Origin of the sequence: Pararhodobacter sp. (assembly GCF_034676075.1) — a bacterium.
Classification (GTDB): Bacteria; Pseudomonadota; Alphaproteobacteria; order Rhodobacterales; family Rhodobacteraceae; genus Pararhodobacter.
Map to the genome: position 1 here is coordinate 1 of NZ_JAUCCQ010000173.1, position 6,132 is coordinate 6,132.

Annotated in this window: 4 protein-coding genes; all 4 read right to left on the reverse strand. The window is 68.9% G+C overall.

Annotation, left to right across the window (positions count from 1 at the left end):
* Nucleotides 1-1,474, reverse strand: a 1,474-nt coding sequence (locus VDQ18_RS22310) for a biotin carboxylase N-terminal domain-containing protein (protein ID WP_323023063.1), incomplete at its 3' end; no start/stop codon positions are given.
* A 98-nt stretch (nt 1,475-1,572) separates the two neighbouring features.
* A complete protein-coding gene (locus tag VDQ18_RS22315; protein WP_323023064.1) occupies nt 1,573-1,989 on the reverse strand; it encodes a hypothetical protein in 417 nt (138 codons plus the stop codon).
* A gap of 73 nt (nt 1,990-2,062) precedes the next feature.
* Complete coding sequence (locus VDQ18_RS22320; RefSeq protein WP_323023065.1) at nt 2,063-3,019, reverse strand: Gfo/Idh/MocA family oxidoreductase; 957 nt, start codon at nt 3,017-3,019, stop codon at nt 2,063-2,065.
* Between the two features lie 74 nt (nt 3,020-3,093).
* Nucleotides 3,094-4,350, reverse strand: a complete 1,257-nt coding sequence (locus VDQ18_RS22325) for a flavin-dependent oxidoreductase (RefSeq protein WP_323023066.1) — start codon at nt 4,348-4,350, stop codon at nt 3,094-3,096.
* Nucleotides 4,351-6,132 lie beyond the last annotated feature (1,782 nt).

Consider the following 6,132-nt stretch of genomic DNA (forward strand, 5'->3'; position numbering starts at 1 on the left):
CGGGCTTGGCGCGGCCTGCCGTCTCGGGGTGCCCGTTCACCGTGATGTCGGCCAGATAGGTCAGCACCTTGGTGCCCCGGTCGCGCCGGGTCTCGAAGTGGAACAGTTCCGGCGTGGTGTCGATGAACTTGGTCGTCGCCTGATCGGCGAGGAAGACCGGGTGCTTCAGCAGGTTCTCGACAAAGGCGATGTTAGTGCTGACGCCGCGGATGCGGAACTCGCGCAGAGCGCGGTCCATGCGGGCGATGGCCTCGGTCGGCGTCGGCGCCCAGGCGGTAACCTTGACCAGCAGCGAATCGTAATAGCGGGTGATGACGCCGCCCGCATAGGCCGTGCCGCCATCGAGGCGGATGCCCATCCCGGTGGCCGAGCGATAGGCCGTCAACCGCCCGTAATCCGGGATGAAATTGTTGAGCGGGTCTTCGGTGGTGATCCGGCATTGCAGCGCGTGGCCCGAGAGTTTCACATCGTCCTGCGTGGGCGTGCCGGTGGCCTCGGCCAGCGTCTCGCCCTCCGAGACCCGGATTTGCGCCTTGACGATGTCGATGCCGGTCACTTCCTCGGTGACGGTGTGTTCGACCTGAACGCGGGGGTTCACCTCGATGAAGTAGAATTTCTCCGAATCCATATCCATCAGGAACTCGACCGTCCCCGCGCATTGATAGCCGACCGATTGGCCGATCTTCAGCGCCAGCGCGCAGACCTCGGCGCGTTGGGCCTCGGTCAGATAGGGGGCGGGCGCGCGTTCGACGACCTTCTGGTTGCGGCGCTGCACGGTGCAGTCGCGCTCGTAGAGGTGGTAGAGATTGCCGTAGCTGTCACCCAGCAGCTGCACCTCGACGTGGCGGGCGCGCAGGATCATCTTTTCCAGATAGCCCTCGCCATTGCCGAAGGCCGCCTCGGCCTCGCGACGGCCCTCGCGCACCTTCGCTTCCAGCTCCTCGGGGCCCATGATCGGCCGCATGCCCCGGCCGCCGCCGCCGTGCGAGGCCTTCAGCATCAGGGGATAGCCGACCTCATCGGCCATGCGCTTGACCGCCGCCATGTCGTCGCCCAGCACCTCGGTCGCCGGGATGACCGGCACGCCCGCCTTGATCGCCACACGCCGGGCGCTGGCCTTGTCGCCGAGCGCTCGCATCGTCTCGGCCTTGGGGCCGATGAAGGTGATCCCGGCCTCGACGCAGGCATCGACCAGCGCCGGATTCTCGGACAAGAGGCCATAGCCGGGGTGGATCGCATCGGCGCCCGACTTCTTCGCCACGCGGATGATTTCCGGGATCGACAGATAGGCCGCGACCGGCCCCAGCCCCTCGCCGATCCGGTAGGCTTCGTCGGCCTTGAACCGGTGCAGCCCCAGCTTGTCCTCCTCGGCATAGACGGCGACCGTCTTCTTGCCGAGCTCGTTGGCGGCACGCATGATGCGGATGGCGATCTCGCCGCGATTGGCGACGAGGATCTTCTTAAAGGCTGCCATCTCCGATTCCCCCGGGCTTTGGTCAGAAACTTTGGCCGATTTCTGCAGTGCGGCGCCGGAAAAGCAAGGATTTGTTACATTGCGGCTTCATTTTGTGCTCAATAGGACAGCAGCGCTGCCCCATCCGGATCATAGACCTGCACCAGCGCACATTCGATGAGATAGGGCCGCGCGGCGCTGTCACACAGCGCATGAGCGACCTGTTCACCCGCCTCGCGCGAGGGCAGGCCGCAGATCACCTCGTGCCAATGCGGACCCTCGCGGTGCTGGGCGAAAATATCGATGGAATAGCCCGACGGGAAACACCAATTGGTGCGCAGGCAATCCTCGGCCAGCGCGCCGCCCTCGACGCATTGGGCGGTGGCGGCGGCGAAGGCCTCGTCCGGGGTGCGGCCGGTCGCCATGCCGGAACTCTGTTCGGGGGCCTGGACGAAGGCGATGCCGCGCGGCCCGTCCTGGGCGAGGGCGGGCAGCGAGAGCGAGGCAAGCAGGCAGGGCAGCAGCAGGGCGCGCATCGGCAGGGTCCTTTCCTGAGGAAAACCCAGCCTAACCCCGCCCGCTGCGCTTTCCCAAACGCAAATCGGCGGCTCAGCCGCGTCCTGCCGCCAGGATCGCGTCGATCATCCGCGCATTGCCCTGCGAGAATTCCAGCGGGCAGGCGAAAGCCGCGCCTTCCTGCGCGCTGCGGCCGAAAGCCTCGATCATCAGCCGGTACTGGTCGACCGGCTCGAACCGCTCGATCCGCGTCTCGTCATAGCCGCGGGTCACGACAAGCTGCGCCGCCCCCGCCACACCGGCATTGAAGGGCGCGGTGAGCGTCATCACCCCCTCGGTGCCGTGGAAGGCGATGCGCTGATGCGGCGCCATCCTGGTCGAGACGTGAAAGGCCAGCGTGAATCCGGGGAATTCCGCCCAGACGCGGGCATGGGTATCGACGCCGTTCTCCAGCCTGAGCCGGGCCTCGATCCGCTCAGGCTCGGCCCCGGTGGCGAAACGGGTGGTGATGCAGGGATAGACGCCGATGTCGTACAGTGCGCCGCCGCCGGTCTCGGGCCGGTTGCGGATGTTCGACAGGTCGGGGTTGTTGAAGCTGAAATCCGCCTCGACATGCGCAAGCTCCCCGATGGCGCCGTCCTGCAGAAGCTGGCGCGCGCGCTGCCATTGCGGGTGGTGGCAGACCATGAAGGCCTCGGCGCAGACGAGGCCCGAGGCATCGCGCGCCGCGATCAGCGCGTCGATCTGCGGCGCGGCCAAGGCAACCGGCTTTTCGCAGAGCACATGCTTGCCCGCGGCCAGCGCCTTCAGCGACCAGTCGATGTGCAGATGGTTGGGCAGCGGGATATAGACCGCGTCGACCTCGGGATCGGCGAGCAGCGCCTCGTAGCTGTCATGCACCCTGAGCCCCGGCGCCAAACCGAGGAAGGGCGCCGCTTTCTCGGCCGTGCCGGTGGCCAGCGCCGCCAGCTCATGGCCAAAGGCCCGGTGGATCGCCGGTGCCACATGCTCGCGCGCGATCTTGGCCGCGCCTAGAATGCCCCATTTCATCGCTCGCCCTCCCGCCGGTTGCGCTAACACCTCAATGCCAAGACGCGCGGCAAAAGGCGAGGGGGATTGCCCCCTCAGGCCTTGCTGCCGGGGGCGATGGTGGGGGGCGCGGCGTTCAGCGTCTCGATCGCGAAGCCCGCGGCCTTCTTGTAGCCCGCCATGAAGGCCAGGCGTTCCTCGGCCGGGATCACCGCGTCGATATCGTCGAATTCCCCGCCGCAGCGTTCATCCACCAGATTGAGCAGGCCGAAGGGCCCCGCCCCCCGGTTCCGCAGGATCAAGGCCGAGACCGGGCCGCAGAACTGCGCGTCAAAGGCCGCGAGCGCCGCCTCGGTCGGGCCCTGCGCCACCATCGCCGCGCCCAGCGTGCGCGCGTCGATGATCGCCTGGCTGGCGCCGTTCGAGCCGGTCGGATACATCGCATGCGCCGCATCGCCGAGCAGCAGGACGCGGCCGTCCTGCCAGGTCGGCACCGGGTCGCGGTCGATCATCGGGTTTTCATAGGCGACCGATCCGCCCCGGATCAGCGCCGGCACGTCCAGCCAGTCATAGGTCCAGCCGTCGAAATGATGGGCGAAATCCTCGATCTCGACCTGCCGGAACCAGCCGGTCGCGGCATGGGCGCCGGGATCGTCCCAGGTCACCTCGGCGATCCAGTTGATATCCGCCAGCCCATCGGGGCCGGGGTGCGAGATCGGATAGATCACCATCCGGTGCCGGTGGGTGCCGAGGCCGACGAAGCTGGACCCGGTGCGGATCGGCTTCGCCCGCGTCACGCCGCGCCACATCACCGCGCCGCCCCAATGGATCGGCGGCTGCGCGGGGTGCATCTGCGCACGGATCGCCGAATGGATGCCGTCGGCGCCGATCAGCAGGCGGCCCCGCTCCTCGCGCCCGTCCTCGAGGATCGCCGTGACCCCGCTGGCATCCTGTCGGTAGCCGGTGACCCGCGCGCCGAGTTTCACCGCCTCCGCGCCCAGCCGCTCCAGCACGGTGCGATAGAGCATCATGTGGAAGCAGCCGCGATGGACGGCGTATTGCGGCCAGTGATAGCCCGCCAGCGTGCCGCGCGGCTCGCTGTAGATGTCGTTGCCATTGAGCCCGACCAGCGCCCATTCGCGCGCGGGAAGTCCGACCTCGTCCAGAGCCTCGGCGCCGAGGCCCAGGTCATAGAGTTCGCGCACCGCATTGGGCTGCAGGTTGATGCCCACGCCCAGCGGCTTCAGCGTCCGCACCGATTCGAGGACCACGCAGGGCACGCCGATCTGGTGCAGCGTCAGTGCCGTGGCGAGCCCCGCGATGCCGCCCCCGGCGATCAGAACCTTGTCCATGCCTTCCCCCGTCCGTTTGCGCGCTTCTGGCAAGAAACCGGGCCGGGATCAACGGGGCGCGAGGGGGGACGCATCGGCGCGTGGCACGGGGGCCGCTTGGTTCCGGGGTGCCGGGGCCGATCGGACGGGGCGGCGGTCGGGTCCGCCCGCTTCGCCCCGCGGGCTGCGTCGCGTGGCGTCGAGGCATTCTCCGCCCGAGATCTGGGGCGGAGCCCGTGCGGCAGTTCCGTGCCGGGGTTACTCCCGGGGAAGGGGGGCGGTCTTGGAAGAGAGGGGGGAGCGAGAGCGGTTGCCGGTTTTGCCGGGGGTGATCGACAACGGCGCGGTGATCGGGCCAACGGACGGGCTGGGTTCCGCCGGGAGACGTATGCCTGTCGCGCGACGGGGACCCCGTGGGCCGTCACATCCGGGCACACCTGTCCGGCGAGCGACGGGATGAAGCGATCACCTCGCCGCTCTCCCGGGGCGGGGGGAACCGGGCGCTTCTGCCTCCGGCGGATGCCCTTCCAGCAAGGGGCCGAGGCAGGCTTTAGCGCCGTCATGAGCGCCGGGTCATTTCGGTCTCGCAACCGGAGCGCAGCGTGACTGATCGCTGTCGGCGCCCTGGCCCTCCCGACCCGTCTCCCCAAAGATGCCTGCATCCCGCTGCCGCTCCCGGACTTCTTCCTTGGGATGTCCGGGGGTGAGGCGGCACGCCCATGGCGGCCGGGGCAGGGCAGGCCGTGGATGTCTGGGACGGTTACCCTTGGGAGGCGCCGCCGCCGTCATCAGTGAATGAAGGGAGCGTTCTGTGGCTTGCCGACGCGAACCTGCGCCGAGCCTTGCGTCCTGCCACCGTTCCGAAGGGTTCCATGAGGGATGCCGGACGGTGATGTTGGCTGGCGCATCGAGAGGGGAAGAGAGGAAGGTGGTAGCTGAGGTGGTCGCCCTTGTTTGCCGCCGCCGCCTTCATGCCCGATTGCATCGGGCATTCCGTGGCTCGCCGACCCGAGCCTGCGACGAAGCTTGCGTCCCGCCGCCGCTCCGAAGGGTTCCCTGAGAGTTGCCCGGCGGCGCTGTTGGTGGGCTCATGGCGAACCGTGGCGGGGCAGGGCGTGGGCAGCTGGGGCGGTGGCGCTTGGTGTCGGGGGGAGGCGCACCACCCTCCAGAGCAGGGGCTTCGTCAAGGCCGAGGCCGCCGCCGGGGACGAGGGGACCATGGCAATCCGAGGCACCGAGGAGGGCGTCTGCGATGCGTTGCAAGGGCGTGAGCGTTGGGGCCGGTCGCTGCGGCATTCGTTGGGCTCCCAGCGCTGAGGCGAGGTGTGTGTGGTTGGCGCGGGCGGTTCCGTGTCGGCGGCGGAGAGAGCCAGAGGTTCTGCCTTCTCCGGCCCCATTGCGCGGGACGGGGTGGTGCCCGCCCTCTAATTGTCGGGGGCCCGGAACAAGGGACCAGGGGCGATCGGTGCGGACAAGGCCGCAGCCCCCGTGAGCCCTCTGCCGTTTTCTCCCTTCCCGCTGCACATGCCGAGAGACTGACCCGCACCGACAGCGGATGCGCCCTTGTCATGCCCGGCCTAGCGCGGGTTCGGGAGGCGCCACGGCTGACGAGGCACGAACATGGGACGCATCAGCGAACCGGACAGGTCCCACGGCCGCCGCGTCCCTCCCAGAGATCCGGCTTTCCCCTCACCCTCCCGTCATTGCGCCACAAGCGGCGGCGGGGGGCGGCCGCGGGTGAGGCGGGGGGCGACCTGGGCGCCGGGGGCGATCAGCGGGGGCGAGGCGTTCAGGACCTCCCGC